We start from the raw sequence: 21,095 nt of genomic DNA on the forward strand, positions 1-21,095 counted from the left end.
CAACAACCGATATTTTGCCATGCCGGTTGTGTACAGCCTTGCTGAAACAATTCCTTTCTTACACTACATGCACAGGGGTGAAACCATCTTCGGTTTCGGTGGGCACATAGTCTTCAGTCATTAATTCTTCTATCGATTTTTGTTGTTTCCTTTTCTTTCTTCTCCTGTTTCCCCAATGGTCGAAGATGGCGTAGATCACAGGTACAATGATCAGTGTCAGGAAGAGCGAGCTGATCAAACCGCCGATGATCACCCATGCCAGACCATTCTTCCATTCGGCGCCGGGGCCGGAAGCGATCGCAATCGGCAACATACCGAATACCATCGCGATGGTGGTCATCAGGATCGGGCGCAACCTTGCATGGTTGGCCTGGATCAATGCATTGAAGGTATCTTCACCGGCCTGTTTCCTGTGGTTGGCGAAGTCCACGATCATGATCGCGTTCTTACACACCAGACCGATCAGCATGATCACACCCAGGATGGTGAAGATGTTAAGTGAGTTATTGGTCAATCCCAGTGCCAGCAGGGCTCCGATAAAGGAGAGCGGCACAGAGAACAATACCACGAATGGCGTTACAAAACTATCGTACAAGGTTACCATCACCAGGTAAACCAGCAGGATAGCGGCCAGTAGCGCTACACCGAGCGTACCGAAACCTTCACTCTGGTTTTCCATATCGCCACCCCAGATCCAGTTCACACCAGTTGGCTTGCGGATCTGCTCGAAGGCTTTCTGCCATTCAGATGCGATGGTTCCGCTCGGGCGGCCCACGGTCTGACCCTGAACTGTAACCGAAGGGCTCTTGTCGCGGCGCTCCAGCTGACTGGGGCCTGATGATTCCGTGATGGTGGCGAACTGCGATAGCTTGATCGATTGTCCTTTATCGTTAGTGAACTCCAGGTTGCGCACATCATCGATGCTGCTGCGGTTGAAAGCTCCGTAACGGATATTGATATCGTACTCGTATTCACCGGCGCGGTATTTACCATCGGTATTACCGTTGAAGGCTGTTTGCATGGTAAGACCTACGGTTTGTAAGGTCAGTCCTAGACTGGCCATCTTATCGCGGTCCACCTGCACATTGATCTCGGGGTTTCCGGATTCAACGGTAAGCTTGATCTCGGTAGCTCCCCTGATCTTTTTCAGTTCGGCCATGGCCGCGTTGGCGAATACCATTGCACTGTCAAGATCAGAGCCGGTCACTACCAGCGCAAGTGGCGCCTGGTCTGCTGTTCCCAGCATACCGATCGGTGTGGTCTTGATCTTTGCGCCTACCAGTACCTGCTGCAATTCCCTTTTCACTTTGGCGGCATATACATAAGAGTCGTCTGTCCTGAGTTGTTTGGGAACGAGCTTTACCAGCACTTCCGATTTATAGGGTGTGGATTGAGATGCACCCAATCCTTCGCTGGTCTGCCCAACGGTAGTGATGAGGTCTACCACTTCCATTTTATTGCGCAGGAATTTTTCAGCTTTCTGCGTCATCTGGTTGGTCTGCTCGATGGCGGCATCCTTCGGCATTTCGATCTGCACTAAAAATTCACCACGATCACTCTTCGCAAAGAACTCACCACCGATGAAGCCACCGCCAACCATGTAAAGCGATCCCACAAAGAGCACCAGTACCAGGGCCAGCGTAACACGTTTGTGGTGCAGGCTCCATTTGAGGATATTGGTGATCCAGTGTGTGAAAGAGGTCAATCCTTTTTCAAAACGAAGGATGATCTTTCCGAAAATATTCTTGCCTGTAATATGTTCCAGTTTACCGAACCTCGAGCTCAGCCAGGGTACAATGGTGAACGAAGAGAGGAGCGATAACATGGTGGAGATGATCACCACCACACAGAACTGTTTGATGATATTGGAAACAAGACCTGTGCTCAATGCGATCGGCAGGAACACTACTACAATCACAAGTGTGATGGCAGTTACGGTAAAGCCGATCTCTTTCGTGCCTTCATAAGCGGCACGCACACGGTTCTTGCCCATCTCCATGTGCCGGTAGATATTTTCCAGTACCACGATGGCGTCATCCACCAGGATACCAACCACGAGAGAAAGGCCCAGCAGGCTCATCAGGTTGAGTGTGTATCCGAACAGCGCCATACCAATGAAAGTAGCAATGAGTGATGCAGGGATACTCACCATCACAATGATCGCGTTCCTCAGACTGTGCAGGAAGAACAGCATCACGAATGCCACCAGCAGTACCGCGATCAGCAGGTCATGCACCACCGAGTCAGCTGCTTCGAGTGTGAACACGGAGCTGTCGTTCGCGATGGCCAGTTTCAGACCCACTGCCGCATAATCCTTCTCCAGTTGTGCGATCTGTTTTTGTACGCCTTCAGATACCGCCACCGCGTTGGCATCGGACTGTTTGATGATCTGGATGGCGATAGAGTTCTCCTGGTTCACGCGGCTGATCTTTTCCACTTCCTTTTGCGAATCCTGTACATCCGCCACATCTCCCAGTCTTACCTGGATGCCATTATTGGAAGTGAGCACCAGGTTGCGTAATTCTTCGATGGTCTTGTATTTTCCTGATAATCTTACCAGGATACTTTGCTCCCGCGTTTGTACATTACCGGTAGGGAAGTCGAGGTTGGAGCCGAGGATCATCTGTTGCGCCTGTGGCACGGAAATGCCATAACCTTTCAGTTTGTCCGCATCCAGGCTCACCTGGATCTCTCTTTCCTGTCCACCGATCAGGTTTACCTGCGCAACACCTTCCAGCCTCGACAAAACAGGACTTACCCTTTTATCGATGAGATCGAAGAACTCTTTCTCGTCCATATTGGCCGAAGAGGAAAGTGTTACAACAGGAAGATCATCGAGCGAAAATTTATTCAGAGAAGGAGGATCGATATCATCCGGAAGGTCTTTCAGGATGGCGTTGATCTTCCTTTGTGCGTCGTTGAGTGCATAATCCGCGTCTGCTGTTGATTGCAGCTGGATAGTAACAAGCGATACGCTTTCGAGCGATTTTGATTCCAGTTTCTTGATATTCTCCAGCGATGCTACCGCATCTTCCACTTTTTTGGTTACCGTATTCTCAACCTCACCAGGCGAAGCGCCGGGGTAGGTGGTAACGATGGTGATCGCTTTGGTATCGAACTTCGGGATCAGTTCGTAACCAAGCAAGGAATAGCTGAACAACCCACCCAGCGTGAGTATCGTGAACAACACGATCACGAGGGATGGACGTTTGATTGATATTTCTGCCAGTTTCATGTAATAATGATTAAGTCTGCAACAATGGGTACCGGTCTATTTGATCACACTGACCTTAGTGCCATCTGCCAGATTGATCTGGCCGCTGGTGATCACCTGGTCACCTTCCTGTAATCCGTCGAGCACTTCCACCTGGTTGCCGAATACACGGCCCGCTGTTACTTTTTTCAATTTGGCTGTGCCATTTTCTGCAATGAAGATCTCACCGCTGCTCACGCTGCCCACGAATGCTGTGCGTGGTACGATGATGGTGGCAGCCTGGTCAGGGAAATCAAATACGGCTGTGCCGTACATACCTGCTTTCAATTGCTGGCCGGGATTGTTGGCGATGGTGATCTCAACCGGGAAGTTGAGACTGGCATCTGCCTTTGGAGCAATGAAAGTGATATTGCCTTTGAACGCTGTTCCGGGGAATACACTGGCTTTCACATTCACTTCCCTGCCTGTTTTCAGATTGGCTACCTGTGCTTCGTTAACTGTCACCATCAGTTTGAGCGTGCTTACATTAACGATATCGAAGAGCTTGGTTCCGGCAGCCACTACTGAACCGGGCTCGATATATTTTGCATTCACGATCCCATTGATACTGGCGCGGATGCTGGCATCACCGAGGTTGATCCTGCTGGCGTCCAGCTTTGCCCTGGCATTGCTGAGTTGCAGCTTGGCCTGGTCCAGTTGCTGTTGTGTTACACCACCTGTTTTGAAGGCATTGCTGTACCGGTCAAAATCGGTTACTGCTGTCTGATATGCTGCTTCTGCGCTGGACAGGTCTACATTGAGCTGATCAACACGGATGGTGGCCAGCACCTGTCCTTTGGAAACATGGCTTCCTTCTTTCACAAGTACATTCACAACACGACCTGCTTTTTCAGCAGAGAAGCTGAGCTCCTGAGAAGGCGCGAAATTGCCGTTTGCGATCACGTCCAGTTCGGGAGCAGATTTAACAACGGGGCTCACGCGTATTGCTACAGTAGCATTCGTTTGCGCCACCACGGCAGTTTTCTCTTCCGATTTCTGTTTGTTCTTCTTCAGTACACTTGCGATCAGAAAGAGGGAACCGCCGATCAGCACTACCGCCAGGAGTATGCGAGTTATCTTTTTCATATTCTGTTAGTTTAAGAGTGATTTTAAATTTCCCTGCGATTTGATCAGTTGTATTTCCGCGAGGCGGTAGTCCAGCAGGGCGGATGAATAATTATTTTGAGCTGTAGTAAGACTGTTCTCCGCATCCAGTAAGTCTGTAAGCGGCGCCAGTCCCTGGTTATAGTTGTTGCGTGTATTATCGTATACTTCCCGGGCGAGCTCCACATTCTCTTTCTGATTGTTCAGTGTGATGATGCTGTTGGAGATCTGCGTCCTCGCATTTTCGAATGCGAGGTTCAGGCTGAGCTCGGTGTTCTTCAGGTCTTCCTGTACTTTCCGGATATCAACGTCCGCCTGTCTTACGCGTGAACGTGTTGCGAAGCCGTTGAAGATGGGGATCTTCAGGTTGAGACCGATTGATGCATAATCGAACCAGTTCACGGCAGGCTTGCCGGTACCGATCGGGAATTTATTACCCAGTCCCTGGTAACCGTAGTTGCCATTGAGGCTGAGGGTGGGATAGTACTCCGCTTTCACAGCGTCTTTCTGAAAGTTGAGCAGCACTTCCTGCTTTTTGAGCAGTTGATAATCCGTGAGCTTCGTCACATCCGGATTTGATGCAGCCAACTGGAACGAAGGTTCGATATTATCGAATGCGGCGGCAGGAATATCAATTGGCGTGGCGATATTCATACCCATATAAAACTTCAATGTGTTCTCCTGGATCTGAACGGCGTTCAGGATCTGCTGGCGTTGCGCCTGCAGGTTGGAGATGTTCACACGGGTTCTGTCCAGATCGATCTTCTTGGCCAGTCCATTTTTATATTGACCTTCTATCACTTCCTTCACACGCGTGGTAGTAGCGATATTACTGTCTATCACCACCAGTTTCTGGCGTTGAACCAGTACCTGGTAGTAATTGCTGGCCACCTGTTCGATGGTTTGTTCATCGGTGAGCGTGCTGAGGATCTTGTAATACTCCTGTGTGGTCTTTGCTGCTTTCAGCCCGGTGAATACGCTCTGGTCGAAAAGATTTTGTTGTAAAGAGATGGCAGCGCTGCTGCTCCATTTCTGTCCGAATGGGATCAGCAGTGTAGTGCCCGGTTGTCCTGCCAGTTCGCCGGGAACAGCGCTCAGCTGAAGAATGGGATTGTAGGAAAGGCTGCCTGATCCGGTAACGGTGGGAAGCGCGCGGCTTCTCACTTCTGCGATCTGGTGCCCGCTGTTCTCTTCATCGAGCTTTGCTTTCTTTACATTGGATTTGTGCTCCAAAGCAAACTCCAGTGCGTTCTTCAGGGTAAAGGGAGAGGGGAGCTGCGACTGCGTTTGAGCCTGCAGAACAGGTGCAAGACCTGTCAGCAATAGCAACACAAAGGCTGCTCTCCGGAAATGAATCATTTTCGGTTTCATGTTCATGATTGTTGTATGAAATAATTCCTGCCTTATGGCATCAAGCAAGCAATCGGGATATTATTGGTGAGTATGTAACTGCGTTTGTTCGTGTGTGTTATTCGTGAAAGAGCTCAGCTCTTCTTCCAGTGAAGGAATAGCAGCAGGTGTTACCACTCCGTAGAGGAAGAGGTAGAGGGCCTGGCGGAAAACTTCGTCCTTTGAATAATCGTTGGTAAGCCTGGAGGCGAATTCAAAATCCGTAGCGAGGTGCTGCTGCCAAATGGCGATCACCAGTTGCGGATGCAGGTTGCCACGGAAGATGCCTTCCTGGATGCCGGTTTCCAATGTTCTGATGATACGTGAGCCGATGGTGTTCTCCATGCTCTTGTTCAGCTCTACCCATTGAACAGGGTAATGCCTGCGCAGGTCTGTAAAGAATACTGGGTTTATCTTCTTGCAATAGTTGAGGACTGTACCGATATAGCCGAGCAGTTTCCTGAGACTATCAACCGGCTTTTCATCCACAGTCACCATCGCTGCTTCATAATCTGATGAGAGTCTGTTCGCCACTTTTTCCACCAGTTCCTGACGGGATACGAAATAGCGGTACAGCGTTTTCTTCGACATGCCCAACCGTGATGCGATGTCGTCCATGGTGAAGGATTGCACTCCCTGAGTGGTGAACCATTGGTAGGCAGTATCCAGAATTAATTGTTCCATGAATATTCGACTATTTTGGTTTAAAAGTCAAAAGTAATATCTTCGTTCGACTATTTTACTCAAATGGTCAAAAAGTTTGTTAGGGAAATGTGAAAAGGCGTAAAACTTACCATGAGCCTGGATGGGCGGCACCCTGGGTGGTATGCGTACATGTTTGATATACAATAAATAATGAGCGATACACGACAGAAACATAGAATATCTTCTACGTTTCCCCGTGCCGGCGTTCGGGCCTGTTGGGATTTCGGTATTTTTGTAATAATTCTAATCTGACTAAAAATGTCGAATAGTCAAGTTGTAAAAGACCCGGTCCGGGAAGAGATCTTAAGGAAGGCAGCTGAGCTGCTGGGCCGTTTTGGTTTCAAGAAGACCACGATGGAGGATATTGCCCGTGCGATCGGAAAATCAAAGAGCGCACTTTATTATTATTATAAGACCAAGGAGGAGATCTTCGAAGCAGTAGTGGCGGAGGATATGGATGAATCCCGTTGTATGACGGAGGAAAAGATGAACTCCGTGGAATCCGCTCCTGAAAAATTCAGGCTGATGTTCACTACCATCTTTGGATCTATCAGGGAGAAGATCGATAAGTTCTCTGTATTCCGTGCGGATGTGATGGAGAACCCTGCGCTGATGGAGAATATCGGCAAGGAACGCGATGTATACATGGAGAACCTGTTGCGCAACCTGGTGCTGTATGGGATCGAAAGGGGAGAGATCCGGAAGATGACAGACGAAGAGATCAGCGTCTGGACCAAAGTAACGAACATGACTATGCGCGCGATAGGCCAGCGGCTTTTCCTGGAGGATAATTTTGCCTATGTGGAGAAGCATCTTGATTTTCTGGCAGCGACGATGCTGAATGGAATTGTGGTGAAGAAATAATCAACTTATTAAATTGTTTTCAGTTTGAACAAGGGGCCTTATAAAGGTCCCTTGTTGTTTTATTCCCAAAAAATTCTACTTTTAGTTCACCATCAGCCAACCTTTCCTTCTTCCATCCTATTACTTCCTTAACTGCTATTGAGTAATGTCAATGGATCTGCCATACCCGGATGCCAGGTTGCTGGAAATGCTAGTAGAGGGCGACAGGCTTGCATTTGAGACCATCTACCGTAAGTACTGGTTCCCACTTTTTAACTCTGTTTTCAAACGTATTAAAGACAAACAAAAGGCGGAAGACCTGGTGCAGGAAGTATTCTTCAAACTGTGGAGGAACAAAGAAAAACTGTCTGTCGACAATCTTGAAGCCTATCTCAGAACGGCTGCCCGGTATGAAGCCATCAATTATTTATCGCGGACAAAGATCAGCTACCAGTTCTTCGAACCATTTCATGAGATCTTGCAGGACAGGGACCAGCCAGACCTTCAGTTATTTTCCAAAGACCTGCTGGACCTGATCCATTCCTTTGCAAAAACACTCCCGGAAAAACGCAGGCAGATCTTCCTGCTGCATATCCAATCCAGATTATCCACCAAAGAGATCGCCGAGAAGCTGGGCATTTCACAAAAGACCGTTCAAAACCAGTTGGGAACTGCATTGAACGAGCTGAAGCCCCGCATCCTTCAATTTGTTGCTGCGCTGATCACCACGCATTATTCCTGACCTGGAAAATATTTTTTAAATCTTTTGGGAGTTCCTTCCCTGTTTTGTGGCTATATAAAAGAAGCCTGCGCAGGCAAATAAAATCATGGCATGAAGAAATTACAGCGCTTATTGACACGCTATACGAAAGGTACCGCTTCTCCGGAAGAGAAGGAGTTTGTGGAGCAATATTATTCGCTTTTCGAGCAGGAGGCGGACCTGGGTATGAGTGAAGGTGAGCGCAAACAGTTGGTGGATGCCAACTGGGAAAAAATGGAAAACGGGATGAATGAGCCGCAAAGCGGAAAGCTGATCTACATGCTGGCTACCCGCAAGCGCTGGATCGCTGCAGCAGTGATATTCCTGATAGCAGGCGCGGGCTGGTTCTGGTATGCGGGAACAGGCACGAACACAGATAACCCTGTACAGACTGCTACTGCAGAGGATATTGCACCCGGAAGGAATGGCGCCATCCTTACTCTTGATAATGGCAAAGAGATATTGCTCGACAGTTCCGGTAGCGGTGTGATTGCCACTCAACATGGCTCGAAAGTAATATTGAATGATAACGGCGTGGTATATGCGCCAGAAGAAAAACCAGCTTCAGCAATTGTGTACAATACACTGTCCACGCCCAGAGGCAGGCAATTCCATATCGATTTGCCGGATGGCACGTCAGTATGGTTGAACGCAGCCAGCTCCATCAGGTTCCCGGCCAGTTTTACAGGTAATGAAAGAAAGGTTACCATTACCGGAGAGGCATATTTTGAAGTGGCTGCCAACAAATCGATGCCCTTTGTAGTGGATGTGAATGGAAAGGCAATGATACAGGTGCTCGGTACGGTATTCAATGTAAATGCTTACGAAGATGGCAAGGGTATTTACACCAGTCTGCTGCAGGGCAGCATCCGGATGAACCATCAGAAGGAATCGTTTACGCTGCTTCCAGGCCAGCAAACGATGATCAGCAGCAAGGGCATGGAACTTGTTCCCCATGCAGACACAGACATGGCTGTGGCCTGGAAAAATGGAAAATTCCAGTTCAGTTTTACCCCGATAGACGAAATACTCAGTCAATTCGCCCGGTGGTATGATGTGGATGTGATCTATGAACGCGGTGTTCCTGATCTTGCCTTCACGGGTATGCTCAGACGGGATTACACGCTGAAACAGGCACTGAGCATTCTTGAGACCATGGGCGTACACTTCAGAACAGAAGGAAGGAAGTTGATAGTGCTACCATAACCTTATCCCGGCTGCTCAAAAAATAATTCCAAATCATTGTAAGATCGATGTGCTGTCTGGCAGTTACGGCCAATGCTGACAAGCAGGTGGCGGAGCTATGCTCACGCTCCGACAGTCATCCAACCAAAACAACTTATGAACAGAATCTTACTACGCAAAAGCCTCAGGACTGTAGACCCGCCAGGGATACAAGTTTTTACAAAGCTCACCAAATGGGGGATCGTCAGTTTCCTGTTATTGCTGGTACAGTTCGCCCATGCGCAAACCATCAGCCTGCAGGCAAAGAATATCACACTTCAGAAAGTATTCAATGAGATCAGGAAACAAACCGGCTATGATGTGTTCTACAATTCCCGTCAGATCGATTCAAGCATCAAAGTAACGGTGAATGCGAAGGCGCAACCTCTTGATGCTTTCATGCAGCAGGTGCTGCAGGGGCATCCGTTCTCGCATTCCATCATCGGTTCCACTATCCTGGTGCGCAGAGAGGATAAGCCGAAACCCGCATCCCTATTGACGGATCCTACTCAAACCGGCGTGCAGGGAGTAGTGCTTGATGAAAAAACGAGAACGCCGCTGCTGGGTGTTACCGTGATGCTGGGGCGCACCAGGAAGGGTACACAGACGGATGCCATGGGGAAATTCCATATCAGGGAAGTTCAGGACGATGACAGTATTGTTTTTTCCATGGTAGGATATACTTCCATCGTTCGCAGATTTCAGCCGGAAGTCCGGAACATGATGGTATTACTCCGGCCGGCGGTGAGCGATCTCGATGCGGCAGTAGTACAGGCCTATGGTGTTACCAGTAAAAGATTGTCTACCGGCAATATCTCCCGTGTGAGTGGTGAAGAGTTGCGCAGGCAACCTGCCATCAATCCGCTTGCTGCCTTGCAGGGAAAGGTGCCGGGCATGACCGCCGTGATCACTAACGGTCATCCTTCAGCGCCTGTTAAGCTCGAGATCCGCGGCAGAAGTTCTCTGAACAGTGAATTCTCGGGTGAGCCCCTGTATATTGTTGATGGTGTGATCAGAACAATACTTGATGGAGCCGGCAGCACGCAGTATGATGTTGGAACCTCTCCGGGATTTGTTCAGGCAGGAGGTTCATTCACTGGCGGGCAAAGTATCTTCTTTGGAATGAATGCTGAGGATATTGAAAGTATCGAAGTATTGAAAGACGGCGATGCCACTGCTATTTATGGATCGAGGGGCGCCAATGGTGTAGTGATCATTACTACCAGGAAGGCACAACCGGGAAAGACAACTTTTACCGTCCAGCTGAACCAGGAGTTCACAGATATAGCGCGCTATCCGAAAATGATCGACAGGGAAACCTATTTCAATCTCAGGAGGGAAGCACTCCGTAACGACGGCATCGGGCCAACTGAGCAGAATGCACCCGATCTTGTACTCTGGGATACTACCAGGTATATCGACTGGAACAGGGAAATCTATCAGACCGGCGCCAATACCAGAGTGATGGCTGCTGCGTCTGGTGGTGACAACAGGAATTCCTTCCGCTTATCATCCTCTTATAATACACTGAGAACAATCAATAAGGGGCCAGACAAGAATGGAGTGCTGAATATTAATTTTTCCTACAATCATAAAAGCTCAGATGGCAAGCTGGATATGGGTTTGACCACTGGTTATATTTATACTTTTACGGAAGCGGCAAGAATGCCTGTTGCAGAGCTTGCTCCCAATGCACCTGCTATTCTCGACAGCAATGGAAAGCCCAACTATGCTCCATTCCATGGCCTGGGCAGTATTGCCAGGTATGAGTTCGCATCACTTTTTCAACCTGGCATTACAAAAGTGAATTCTTTTACTTCTTCCTTCAATGCAGGATATGCCATTGCTAAAGGTTTATCATTAAGGGTGACTGCCGGTTACAGCAGTATGTCGTCTATTAATGATATACTCATTCCACTGGCTTCACTCAGTCCGCTGGAGACCGGACTTACCGGTTCAGTGTTGATGGGAAGATCCACTTCATCTAACTGGAATGCAGATCCAACGATCAATTACGGCACCAACCTGGGAAGAGGTCAATTGGATGTAATGGTAGGAACAAGTATCCAGCAAAGAAAGACCATCTACATGAGTCTCTATGGAGCCGGATATACCAATGATAACCTGCTCGGCAGTATTGCTGACGCAGCAGTGAAAGATATCGTGGAAGGAACAAACCTCTACCGGTACAACGCAGTGTTTGGCCGGATCAATTTCAGGTGGGACAGAAAATATATCCTGAATCTCAATGGCAGGCGCGATGGTTCATCGCGGTTCGGGCCTGGAAAGCAATTTGGGAATTTCGGCTCAATTGGCTTTGCCTGGGTTCTGTCTGAAGAAGAATGGTGGAAGAAAAATATTCCCTCCTTTCTCAATTTCTTCAAACTGCGAGGCAGTTACGGACTCTCAGGAAACGATAATGTCAGTGAATACCAGTACCTGTCGCAATGGGGAACACAGCTTGGAAGCAGCAGTTCATCCAAGTTGTATGATTACAACGGTGAGCGGCCTTATGCCCCGATGCATGCGGTCAACCAGTTGTTTCAATGGGAAACGGTTACGAAACAGGAGCTGGGAACGGAGCTTGAATTGTTTAACAAGCTGATGCTGTCTGTTTCCTGGTACCGCCAGGTATGTGACAATCAACTGACCAGTCAGCCGGTGGGCTCATATACGGGTTTCAGTTTCGTGGTAACCAATTCTCCCGCAAAGGTTGAAAACAGAGGTGTTGAGATACAATTGGGAGGCGACATCATCAAACGAAAAAATTTCACCTGGAGAGGAGACTTCAATATTGCATTCAACAGGAACAGGTTGCTGGCTTATCCAAACCTCGACAAATCACGGCATGCCAGTCGTTACAGGATCGGTGAATCCCTGAACGTGAATTTCCTGTACCACTACATGGGTGTGGATCCTCTTACAGGGGAATACAGATTTGAAGATTACAACAAAGATGGCTCCCTGAGCAACGGTAATGGCAGACCTGGTGGATTGGGTAACGACCGTTATGTAGTCTTTGATAAAACGCCCAAATTCAACGGGGGATTCAGCAGTTCAGTTGCCTGGAAAAATCTTTCTTTTTCCCTGGGTTTCGCCTTCGCGAAAATGTTGATGGTTGATCCTTTGCTGTCCGTCAACCCCGGCGCTTTCGGAGAGGTGTATATTCCTGACCAGCTGCTCAGGAACTACTGGAAGAAACCGGGTGATATAGCAGCTTATGGAAAAGCATCAACACAAAGTATCGGAATTATCAGCAACTCGGATGCAGGCATCATCGATGGCTCCTCCCTGCAACTCAATAATATTTCCGTTGCCTGGGGATTGCCTCAGAAATTACTGAAACAAGCAGGGTTTCAAAGTGCCAGCGTATCGGTCAATGCCAACAATATCTACACCTTCTCCAGGTACAAAGGATTGGGTGGTTATGGATTGGCTACCGTATCCCAACCGGTACAAAGGACATTTGCTTTGGTTCTTCAGTTCAACTTCTAAACCCAACGGATATGCGAAAGAAATTAATAAACGAAAAGATTTACTTGTTGATCCTGCTGTTGCCGCTATCGGTAGCCTGCAAAAAACTGGTGACGATACCCCCGCCAAAGCACAGTATTTCCACTGAACAGATGTTTGAAACAGATAACCAGGCGGAAGGTGCTTTGGCTGGCATCTACTCCGTGATGATCAACGGTGCCAGTACTACACAAACGCAAAGCGCTGCGTTGAATAGCTGGTCTGCCGGCCTCGTAAGCCTGCTGGGCAGCCTGTCTGGTGGTGATTATTATAACGCAAACCTGAGCGGCGACCTTGACTTTTATGAACATGCCACCAACAATCTCAAAATACAGGGAAGGGCCCGCAGCGATGCCATGTGGACTACCGCTTACAGCAGTATCTATGGAGCTAACTCGATTGTGGAAGGCGTAGCTGCTTCCACCTCTTCCAAACTCAGCGCCAAAGCCAGGAAAGAACTGACTGCCGAAGCAAAACTGGTAAGGGCGATGGCCTATTTCTATCTCGTGAATTTTTATGGGGATGTACCCCTGGTATTGACGGTGAATTTCCACGAGACCATTGCCATGGAAAAAACACCGGCTGCAAAAGTGTACGATCAGGTGATCAGCGATCTGAAAGATGCCTGGCAAAACCTGCGCGATGATTTTTCAACCGGCAAGGGAGAACGCGTAAGACCGAACAAGTGGGCTGCTGCTGCATTGCTGTCCAGGGTTTATCTCTACACGAAGAATTACACCGGCGCCTATGAAATGGCCAGTGAAGTGATCCGCCAGCAACAAATATTCGAGCTGGAAACAGATCTGAACAAAAGTTTTCTGGCAACCAGCAAAGAAGCCATCTGGCAACTGAAACAAACCACCCAGAATACCAGGATGGGGAATGCCACTCCTTATGGAATGCAAACAGTGACATCTTCTGTGAGGATCGCCAATTTCAGACTCACCGATCAGTTGCTGAATACATTCGAAGCCGGAGATAAGCGACGGGATAACTGGGTAGCACAAACGAATAACTCGGAGGCAGGCCAGGCGCCTGTCATTTCCTGGTTCCCCGCTAAATACAAACTGGGCAATCACAATTTTACCAGTACCAGTCCCAAAGAATATTTTATGGTGCTCCGCCTCGCTGAATTGTTCCTGGTGCGCGCAGAAGCGCAGGCCCATGGCGCAGGAGATGGTTTGAGCGCAGCTATCGATGATCTCAATGTGATCCGCCACAGGGCAGGGCTGGAGGATCTGCCGGAATCCTTATCCAACGATGAATTGTTCCTCGCCATCGAAAAGGAAAGACAACTGGAGCTCTTTGCCGAATGGGGCCACCGTTGGTTCGATCTCAAACGTACCGGGCGCGCCACTGTGGTATTACCGGAGATTCCCATGAAAGCGCCCTGGAGAGGCGATTTCCAGTTGCTTTATCCCATCCCTGATAAGGAAATTCAGGAAAATGGAATGCTGATTCAAAACCCGGGTTATTTCTGATCACCAAAATCAAATTGCATGTTCACAATTTCAAACAAGCCCAATATCGCTTCCTGGTTAACAGCACCAATGATAGCCTGCGTCTTGTTGCTGGCTGGTTGCGCCAAAGAACGTATGCCCAAAGCCACAGGTACGCTCGATATTATTCATACGATGGTAGATGCAGGAAAGATAAGACCGAGTTTCAGGGATGGAAGTCCCGCGTTGTTCCGGTATACTTTCGATATCAACTATAATCTTTTTAATACGAACAATAACAGGTTCGGATACTATGAAGGCGATACCCGTCTCAGGCTTTACGTGATGCCGGATACTACTGAAAAAGACCCGCCTCTCCTGGATCTTCGTCTGCACCTTCCCGAAGGGTCCATACAAACCCTGGTACTCACAGGTCATAAAGACCAGCCTGATACCATGTTGATCCGGGACAATATCCCCTGGTTCAATCCGAATGACAGTGTAATGGCCTTCAGGTTCATCAATTGTTCGCCTGGCAGCAATCCGGTGAATATACGGATCAAAGACGGTGACATCATTACGGAGTTCAGCCAGTTGAGCTACAAACAACGCTCCAATTTCAAAACCTTTCCTGTGTTATACAATACCAGGGACTATGTATTCGAAGCCTGGGACGCCACTACCAATGTATTGCTTGCCACCTACAAAACGAATGGCATGGACAACGGCAATCAGGAGGCCTTTCGCTACAGGAGTTATACGATGTACCTGGGCGGTGTGGCAGGAGCAACAGGCGTGAATGCGCCGAAGCTGTTTGTGCAATTTCATTATCAGGGCCAGTAACCTTATACTATTTCAACTCAAAAAATTATGAGTACAATCTTAAGAACAGAAAATCTTTCCCACCGTTACGGCAGTTCCTGGGCCATCCGGGACATCAACCTGGAGATTGGGCAACACGGGGTGATCGGCTTGCTGGGCTCCAACGGGGCAGGAAAATCAACCACGATGAATATCATCTGTGGTGTGCTGAATCAAACGCAGGGGAATGTATATATCGATGGGACCAATATCCGGAAAGAGCCTGAAAAAGCAAAAATGAGCATCGGCTTCCTGCCACAGAATCCTCCGGTGTATACAGACCTTACCGTGGATGAATACCTGCATTATGCAGCTGAATTGAGAATGGTGCCTGACAGGCAGATCAAAAAAGCAGTGGAAGAAGCCAAGGAGAAATGTGGTATCGCTCATTTCAGTTCAAGGCTGGTAGGCAATCTTTCCGGCGGCTACCGCCAGCGGGTAGGTATTGCACAGGCCATCATCCACAAGCCAAGACTGGTGGTGATGGACGAACCTACCAACGGGCTGGATCCCAACCAACTCATAGAAGCGCGTAAGCTTATCCGTGATATCGCTACTGATCATACCGTATTATTATCTTCCCATATCCTTTCCGAGATCCACCTGTTGTGTAAAGAGGTGATCATGATCGAAGGCGGCAGGATCATCTTCTCAGACAGCATGGACGCTTTCAACAACTATGCACAACCGAACAGTCTCCTGGTGAAAATGGAAAACCCTCCGCCATTGCAGGCCTTGCACCAGATCAGCGGCGTTACCAAAACCGAGCAGGTTTCTGAAAAGCAGGTCAGGATCTTCTTTACAGGCGATCAATCCATCTCGGAAAGACTGATCGCGGCCAGTGTTCAGCACGAATGGCGTATCCGCGAGATCAGTCTCGATAAAAGCCTGCTGGATGATATCTTCAAGCAACTGTCCTCCCAATCCCTCCAATAAAGTATAGCCATGAAACAAAGCATAATAGATATCTCACTCAAGGTGATGCATATGCGGAGTTCCCATCGGCCTGGAAAAAACAAATAAAAAATTACGGATGAAAATGATATTCAAAATCGCGCGGACCGAACTGCGCAACCTCTTCTATTCCCCTGTGGCCTGGTTCCTGAGCCTGATATTTCTAATCATGTGCGCGGTTTTATTCACAGGAGTGCTGGAACCGTTGGCCAAAGCGCAGGACATGGCCTTGAAGAATATGCCGAAATTCAAGGATTTCGGTGGATCGCTGACCAGTACCATCTTCATAAAAGGAGGATTGTTCGACACTGTGCTCAATAATCTTTATCTCTTCATTCCCTTGCTGACAATGGGCGTCATCAGCAGGGAAATGAATAATGGCACTGTGAAGCTTTTATACTCATCGCCGGTGAAGGTGCGGCAGATCGTGCTGGGAAAATACCTGGCCATCATGCTCTATAATGTACTGCTGCTGCTATTGCTGGGCATTTTCATCGTGTCCGGGCTTTTCAATATCAAGTCGCCGGACTATGGTCTGCTGCTGGCTGGCTGCCTGGGTTTTTACCTGGTGATCTGTGCTTTCACTGCCTTCGGCATGTTCATGTCCAGCCTCTCGAACTACCAGGTAGTATCTGCACTCGCCACCTTCATGGTGATCTTTGTGCTGTCGAAGATTGGTGGGCTATGGCAGAAATATGATTTCGTGAGAGACCTCACATATTTCCTGAGCCTCGAAGGAAGGGCAGGAACTTTTTTGGATGGATTGATCACCACAAGGGATGTATCCTATTTCATCCTGATCGTAGGGATGTTCATCGCATTCACGATCCTCAAACTGAAATTTTCCAGGATGTTATTGCCCTGGTATAAAAAAGCAGCTGCCTATACCGCCGTTTTCATGATTGTGCTTGCGCTGGGTTACCTCACATCCAGGCCGGGATATGTTGGTTATTGGGACACTACTGCGCGGAAGCTGAACACTATTCATCCCAGGACACAGCAGGTGATGGCCAGCCTTGGCGATGAACCGGTGGAAGTGACTTTGTACACCAATCTGATTGGCGGTGGAGCCGGGAGAGCGTTGCCCGAGAACAGGCAGGAATACGTGTGGAAAGTATGGGACCCTTATGTTCGATTCAAGCCGGATATCAATCTGAAATACGTTTTGTATTATGATCAGAAGGATGGTGACAGCACTCAGTATAAAAGATATCCGGGCAAGAGTTTGAAAGAGATAGCGGAGCAGGCAAGTGAATTATCCGGGTATCCGATGAACAAGTTCATGCCTCCTTCAGCCATCCGCAAAATGATGGATTTACAACCGGAGGACCTTCGCGCAGTGATGCAACTGAAATACAAAGGAAGAACTGTTTTCCTCAGAACCTATGATGATCCCATATTCTGGCCGAATGAAGAGCATTTTGCCGCTGCCTTCAAATGGCTTGCGGAAGGTAAGGGGCCGAAGATCTATTTCACTTCCGCAGACCTGGAAAGAAGCATATATAAAAAAGGAGAGCGTGAATATTATCATCTCACCCTCGGTAAGCTAAGCAGAAATGCCCTGATCAATCATGGTTACATGATAGATACACTCTCCCTTGATGAGCAGGAAGTGCCTGCCGATGCAGATGCCCTGGTAGTAGCCGATCCGAAAACTGAATTGAGCGCCCTCAGCCAATCGAGGATCAGCCATTACCTGCAACGTGGCGGAAATATGGTCTTTGCAGGTGAGCCCGGTAAACAGGAAATGCTGAATCCTGTTTTGAAACCGCTCGGTGTTCAACTGGGAAAAGGAACTGTAGTGGAGATCACGAAAGATGAAATGCCGCATATGGTAGTGCCCTATATCACCTGGCCGGCCACTGACCTGGCGGATGATGGAAGATTGCTGGCACAGAAAGTAAAGCTGGCCAGGCAACTGGATACACTGAGGGCATTGCATCCGGGAGTGGTGAACCTGGAAATTGCTGACAGCGGTTTTTCTGTGAAGCACCTGTTGGTGACCAAAGACAGGAATGCCTGGGTGAAAGCAGGAAAACTGGTAACAGATTCCGCTACGCCGGTATTTTCTGCACAGGAAGGCGATTATACAATCGATTCCGTTTCAACACTCATCTCACTGAACCGGAAACTGGGAACAAAAGATCAGCGGATCATCATAGCAGGCGATGCTGATTTTCTCAGCAGGATCAGAGGCCAGAACGGTTTTCTCTGGAATGCTTTCAATGGCTGGATGAACCATAACAGTTTCCCCATTTATGTACCGCGCAAAGAACCGCTGGACGTGCTGCTCACCATCGGACCCAAGCCCGCCAAACTGATGCAGGTGATCTATGTGTGGATACTGCCCGGACTATTGCTGCTGACCGGAATCATTTTGCTGGTGAGGCGTAAAAGAAAATAAACGATCATGTACTTATTGACTGATGAACAAACCATCGAAGACCTGCGGATCTTCGGAAAACGTGATGCAGGCGGGATCTTCGATATATACAACAATACGCATACGCGCGGCGCGGAAAATATTTTGCAGGAAATGTTCCGTCAACCTTTGAACAACAGGGAGGCGATCAATACCAGGAGCAATATCATTGCACAGTTTGCGAAACATCAACTGGCATTTCCCTTTGAAGCATCTTCCTTCGATATGGCTGAAAAATACCTGCGGGCAGAAGAGCAATCTGCCAATGGTAACCGCGCTTCCAGCCTGAGTGAAAAGGAAACAGGCAACGGTGTGCAGGCCGTGATCACATTGCTGCAAACCCTGCAGGAGCTGATGAAAAGTCATGCTATTGCTGAAACCATGGCCTATGCTTCCGAGCGCAATGCCATTTGTTTATTACTGGATGATCCTGTATTGGAACCTGTGCTGAAGCAAAAAGGAAAACTTTCTTATTCAGCTATCACTGCCTATGATCTCCTGTTCAGAACAAGGGAAAAACAAAGGATCCTGAAACTGCTTGGTCATATCTATTTTCTCGATGTATACATTTCTGTTGCAAGTTTAGCCCTGAAACGCAATTTCATATTTCCTGCAGCTATAGGAGAGGAGGATGCCCTCTCCCTGCAGGGAGTGTATCATCCTTCATTGAAAGAACCCATTCCGAATGATATTGTGATGGATGCATCACAGAACATGGTGTTCCTCACCGGGGCCAATATGGCGGGTAAGTCTACTTTCCTGCGATCATTGAGCACTGCGCTTTATATCGCGCATATGGGCTTCCCGGTAGCCGCTGCAAAAATGGAATTCCCTGTGATGGATGGCATCTTCACCACCATCAATCTGCCTGACAACCTGGGCATCGGCGCCAGTCATTTCTATGCCGAAGTGTTACGGGTAAAACAGGTTACCAATGCACTCGCTGCCGGTAAAAGATTGTATGTGGTATTTGATGAACTGTTCCGCGGCACCAACGTGAAAGATGCGCATGAAGCCACAGTGGCCATTGCTGCTGCATTTGCTGCGAAGAAAGACAGTTACTTCGTGATCTCATCACATATCGTGGAAGCTGGGGAGGAACTGGGCCGCGAGCCGGGTATCGTTTTCTATTATCTGCCCACCATTATGAAAGGTCATGAACCCACCTATACTTACAGGTTACAGGAAGGCATCACGGAAGACAGACATGGCATGCTGATCATCCGGAATGAAGGTATCCTTGAAAAACTGGAAAAGGGTACAAAACGTGCAGGCTCGGCCGTTATCAATGGCTCCTTCCATGCAGACCGGCAAACGGTGGATGAACTCAATCTGCTGGGCAAATTCAGGCATGGCTCCGTGTATCATTTATTCGGACAGGTGAAGACGAGAGGCGCTGAACAATTACTGGATGAGATGTTCCGTCATCCGCTTACCGATCCAACAGCCATCAATAACCGTAGCGCCATCTTCAAATTTTTCCAGGAAGCGGGTTTGCAATTTCCCTTCGATGTACAGCAGCTGACCCTCATGCGTGAATTCCTTGACACGGGCAGCGGCCAGTCGGCAGGGACGGTATTGCTGAATACGATGCTGCGGAAAATGTTGGCAGGGCTGACAAGGGATGAACGATACAAAAAGTCTGTGCAGGGGCTGCAGGCCACCATCGTTACCCTGAATAAATGTTTTCAGTTCCTGCCATCACTCAATAAGATCCAAGGGGGATTTGCTGCACGCGTGCAGTCCATCTCTGATCTGTTGCACCACCCTCAATTGGAAAAATTACGCAATACAGATATTTATGCAGCCCTGTCTGTCCGCAGCCTGGCGCATTTCGATCATTTGCTGAAACGCAGTTTTGCTACCGAAATGGAAGATGTACTCCGCTTCATTCATGAACTTGACCTGTTCATCAGCGTTAGTGATATGGCGCGTACAAGAGGCTTCACTTATGCTAAAGCCTTACCGGCGAACCAGAATTGTTTTCGTGTAAAGAATCTGTCGCATCCCTGCCTCCCCAACGCTATTGGTAATGATATCGTGCTGGAGGAGAACAGCAATGTGCTTTTTCTAACCGGGGCCAATATGGCGGGGAAATCCACGCTGATGAAGAGTATCGGTATTGGCCTTTACCTGGGGCATATGGGCTTTCCTGTTTCGGTCACCGATATGGAGTTCTCTGTGCGTGAAGGACTGTATTCTTCCATCAATGTGGCTGACAATATCGGACTGGGCTATAGTCATTTCTATGCCGAAGTGGTAAGGGTAAAACAGGCAGCCGATGCGGCCAGCAGTGGCAAGCGGTTATTCATGATGTTCGATGAGTTGTTCAAAGGAACGAATGTGAAAGATGCATTCGATGGCACTCTATCGGTTACACAGGCATTTGCTGGTTATCCTGATTGTTTGTTCATCGTTTCAACACATATCATTGAAGTGGGCGAGCTATTGAAGAACAGGAAAAATGTACGATTCTCCTTTATGCCAACTGTGATGGACGGCCATCGTCCCCGGTATACCTACAGGATGCAGCAGGGCATCACGGAAGACCGGCAGGGCATGATGATCATCCGGAACGAAGGACTACTGGAACAATTGCATGCATAAAGTAAAAGAGGCTTATACGAG

The 21,095-nt window shown here is 48.4% G+C and carries 13 protein-coding genes; 9 read left to right on the plus strand and 4 right to left on the minus strand.

All coding sequences use genetic code 11. The features are described from left to right. Positions 1-58: 58 nt before the first annotated feature. From FSB84_RS18115 to FSB84_RS18130, 4 genes are read right to left on the minus strand one after another with little or no spacing between them, the layout of a single operon-like run. Positions 59-3,235 carry an efflux RND transporter permease subunit gene (locus FSB84_RS18115; protein ID WP_130539324.1) on the minus strand — a complete coding sequence of 1,059 codons (3,177 nt, stop codon included), beginning with the start codon at positions 3,233-3,235 and terminating at the stop codon, positions 59-61. Between the two features lie 36 nt (positions 3,236-3,271). Continuing rightward, on the minus strand, positions 3,272-4,339 hold the full coding sequence (locus tag FSB84_RS18120) for an efflux RND transporter periplasmic adaptor subunit (RefSeq protein WP_130539325.1): 1,068 nt from the start codon (positions 4,337-4,339) through the stop codon (positions 3,272-3,274). 6 nt (positions 4,340-4,345) lie between these two features. Further along, a complete protein-coding gene (locus FSB84_RS18125; protein ID WP_207234182.1) occupies positions 4,346-5,728 on the minus strand; it encodes a TolC family protein in 1,383 nt (460 codons plus the stop codon). 60 nt (positions 5,729-5,788) lie between these two features. Beyond that, the gene (locus FSB84_RS18130) at positions 5,789-6,430 is read right to left on the minus strand and encodes a TetR/AcrR family transcriptional regulator (protein WP_130539327.1); all 642 of its coding nucleotides are present in this window, start codon (positions 6,428-6,430) and stop codon (positions 5,789-5,791) included. Positions 6,431-6,709: 279 nt separating this feature from the next. Between FSB84_RS18130 and FSB84_RS18135 the strand changes: the two genes are divergently transcribed. The 9 genes from FSB84_RS18135 to FSB84_RS31130 all read left to right on the plus strand — a co-directional run bounded on the left by FSB84_RS18135 (position 6,710) and on the right by FSB84_RS31130 (position 21,074). After that, on the plus strand, positions 6,710-7,315 hold the full coding sequence (locus tag FSB84_RS18135; RefSeq protein ID WP_130539328.1) for a TetR/AcrR family transcriptional regulator: 606 nt from the start codon (positions 6,710-6,712) through the stop codon (positions 7,313-7,315). Between the two features lie 145 nt (positions 7,316-7,460). After that, on the plus strand, positions 7,461-8,036 hold the full coding sequence (locus FSB84_RS18140) for an RNA polymerase sigma-70 factor (protein WP_130539329.1): 576 nt from the start codon (positions 7,461-7,463) through the stop codon (positions 8,034-8,036). A gap of 90 nt (positions 8,037-8,126) precedes the next feature. Continuing rightward, on the plus strand, positions 8,127-9,260 hold the full coding sequence (locus FSB84_RS18145; RefSeq protein WP_130539330.1) for a FecR family protein: 1,134 nt from the start codon (positions 8,127-8,129) through the stop codon (positions 9,258-9,260). 135 nt (positions 9,261-9,395) lie between these two features. Then, positions 9,396-12,773 carry a SusC/RagA family TonB-linked outer membrane protein gene (locus FSB84_RS18150; protein ID WP_158643989.1) on the plus strand — a complete coding sequence of 1,126 codons (3,378 nt, stop codon included), beginning with the start codon at positions 9,396-9,398 and terminating at the stop codon, positions 12,771-12,773. A gap of 11 nt (positions 12,774-12,784) precedes the next feature. Next, a complete protein-coding gene (locus FSB84_RS18155) occupies positions 12,785-14,272 on the plus strand; it encodes a RagB/SusD family nutrient uptake outer membrane protein (protein ID WP_130539332.1) in 1,488 nt (495 codons plus the stop codon). A gap of 18 nt (positions 14,273-14,290) precedes the next feature. Next, complete coding sequence (locus tag FSB84_RS18160) at positions 14,291-15,073, plus strand: DUF4397 domain-containing protein (RefSeq protein WP_130539333.1); 783 nt, start codon at positions 14,291-14,293, stop codon at positions 15,071-15,073. Between the two features lie 27 nt (positions 15,074-15,100). Continuing rightward, positions 15,101-16,027 carry an ABC transporter ATP-binding protein gene (locus tag FSB84_RS18165; RefSeq protein WP_130539334.1) on the plus strand — a complete coding sequence of 309 codons (927 nt, stop codon included), beginning with the start codon at positions 15,101-15,103 and terminating at the stop codon, positions 16,025-16,027. A gap of 103 nt (positions 16,028-16,130) precedes the next feature. Continuing rightward, a complete protein-coding gene (locus FSB84_RS18170) occupies positions 16,131-18,449 on the plus strand; it encodes a Gldg family protein (RefSeq protein WP_158643990.1) in 2,319 nt (772 codons plus the stop codon). A gap of 6 nt (positions 18,450-18,455) precedes the next feature. Next, positions 18,456-21,074 carry a MutS-related protein gene (locus FSB84_RS31130; RefSeq protein WP_225979817.1) on the plus strand — a complete coding sequence of 873 codons (2,619 nt, stop codon included), beginning with the start codon at positions 18,456-18,458 and terminating at the stop codon, positions 21,072-21,074. The last annotated feature ends 21 nt before the right edge of the window (positions 21,075-21,095 follow it).

The sequence above is a fragment of the Pseudobacter ginsenosidimutans genome (assembly GCF_007970185.1).
Classification (GTDB): domain Bacteria; phylum Bacteroidota; class Bacteroidia; order Chitinophagales; family Chitinophagaceae; genus Pseudobacter; species Pseudobacter ginsenosidimutans.

Coding starts and splice junctions, on each gene's coding strand:
- FSB84_RS18130 (WP_130539327.1), bottom strand. CDS start 6,430: ATGGAACAATTAATTCTGGATACTGCCTACCAATGGTTCACCACTCAG.
- FSB84_RS18170 (WP_158643990.1), top strand. CDS start 16,131: ATGATATTCAAAATCGCGCGGACCGAACTGCGCAACCTCTTCTATTCC.
- FSB84_RS18115 (WP_130539324.1), bottom strand. CDS start 3,235: ATGAAACTGGCAGAAATATCAATCAAACGTCCATCCCTCGTGATCGTG.
- FSB84_RS18135 (WP_130539328.1), top strand. CDS start 6,710: ATGTCGAATAGTCAAGTTGTAAAAGACCCGGTCCGGGAAGAGATCTTA.
- FSB84_RS18125 (WP_207234182.1), bottom strand. CDS start 5,728: ATGAAACCGAAAATGATTCATTTCCGGAGAGCAGCCTTTGTGTTGCTA.
- FSB84_RS18155 (WP_130539332.1), top strand. CDS start 12,785: ATGCGAAAGAAATTAATAAACGAAAAGATTTACTTGTTGATCCTGCTG.
- FSB84_RS18160 (WP_130539333.1), top strand. CDS start 14,291: ATGTTCACAATTTCAAACAAGCCCAATATCGCTTCCTGGTTAACAGCA.
- FSB84_RS18165 (WP_130539334.1), top strand. CDS start 15,101: ATGAGTACAATCTTAAGAACAGAAAATCTTTCCCACCGTTACGGCAGT.
- FSB84_RS31130 (WP_225979817.1), top strand. CDS start 18,456: ATGTACTTATTGACTGATGAACAAACCATCGAAGACCTGCGGATCTTC.
- FSB84_RS18145 (WP_130539330.1), top strand. CDS start 8,127: ATGAAGAAATTACAGCGCTTATTGACACGCTATACGAAAGGTACCGCT.
- FSB84_RS18120 (WP_130539325.1), bottom strand. CDS start 4,339: ATGAAAAAGATAACTCGCATACTCCTGGCGGTAGTGCTGATCGGCGGT.
- FSB84_RS18140 (WP_130539329.1), top strand. CDS start 7,461: ATGTCAATGGATCTGCCATACCCGGATGCCAGGTTGCTGGAAATGCTA.
- FSB84_RS18150 (WP_158643989.1), top strand. CDS start 9,396: ATGAACAGAATCTTACTACGCAAAAGCCTCAGGACTGTAGACCCGCCA.